Here is a 940-nt window from a genome sequence, read left to right on the forward strand (position 1 = left end):
GTGCTGCTGCTGGCCGGCGGCAACGGGCTGGTGGTGCTCGCCGAGTCCGGCCCGCCCGGCACCGCGGTGCCCTCCGGCGTCGCCGCGCTGCTGGTGGCCACCGTTCCGCTCCTGGTGGTGGTGCTGCGGACGGCCGGCGGCGACCGGCCCCGCGCCTGGACGTTCGCCGGCGTGGCGCTCGGCTTCGTCGGGCTGGTCCTGCTGGTCCTGCCCCGCGACGGCGTGGACGGGGTGCCGCTGGTCGGCGCGCTCGTCGTGGTGGCCGGCGCGGTCAGCTGGTCCGTCGGCTCGTTCCTGTCCGGGCGGATCCGGATGCCCGCCGACCCGTTCGTGGCCACCGTCTACGAGATGGTGGCGGGCGCGGTGGCGCTCGCGGTGGTCGCCGCCGCACGCGGGGAGCTGGCCGACTTCTCCCCCGCCGAGGTGACCACGCGATCCTGGGTGGCGCTGGCGTACCTGATGGTGGCCGGCTCGCTCGTCGCCTTCACCGCGTACGTCTGGCTGCTCGCGCACGCGCCGCTCTCCCTGGTGTCCACGTACGCCTACGTGAACCCGGCGGTCGCGGTGGCGCTCGGCGCGCTGTTCGTCGCCGAGCCGGTCACCGCCCAGGTGCTGCTCGGCGGCGCGGTCATCGTGGCCGGTGTGGCGGTGGTGGTGAGCACCGAACGTCCACGCCGGACCGCGCCGGTCGCCGGGAACGGTACGGCCCGGGAGCCGGTGAAGCGGTAGCGTCCCGGCCCGTGTCGACGGCGCTGGTGACGGGGGTGACGCTGCTCGGCGCGCTCGCCGGCCTGGCGGCCGTACCCGTGGGTCGGTCCCTGGTGGTCGACGGCCCGGGCGGCGGTCCCGGCGAGGAACGCGTCGTCGTGCGCGTCACCCCCACCGAGAAGCTCGGCCGCGGCTGAGCGGCGCGGGCCCCGCCGTCCCCCGGGGGCGGGGC

The 940-nt window shown here is 77.3% G+C and carries 2 protein-coding genes; both read left to right on the plus strand.

Annotated features, from left to right (window positions below):
- Positions 1–729 (plus strand): EamA family transporter (locus tag HUW36_RS33520; RefSeq protein WP_174531660.1); only part of this gene is annotated, 729 nt, incomplete at its 5' end.
- Between the two features lie 11 nt (positions 730–740).
- Complete coding sequence (locus HUW36_RS34790) at positions 741–905, plus strand: hypothetical protein (protein ID WP_174531661.1); 165 nt, start codon at positions 741–743, stop codon at positions 903–905.
- The last annotated feature ends 35 nt before the right edge of the window (positions 906–940 follow it).

The sequence above is a fragment of the Micromonospora maritima genome, from assembly GCF_902825405.1.
In the GTDB taxonomy this organism is placed as follows: Bacteria; Actinomycetota; Actinomycetes; order Mycobacteriales; family Micromonosporaceae; genus Micromonospora; species Micromonospora maritima.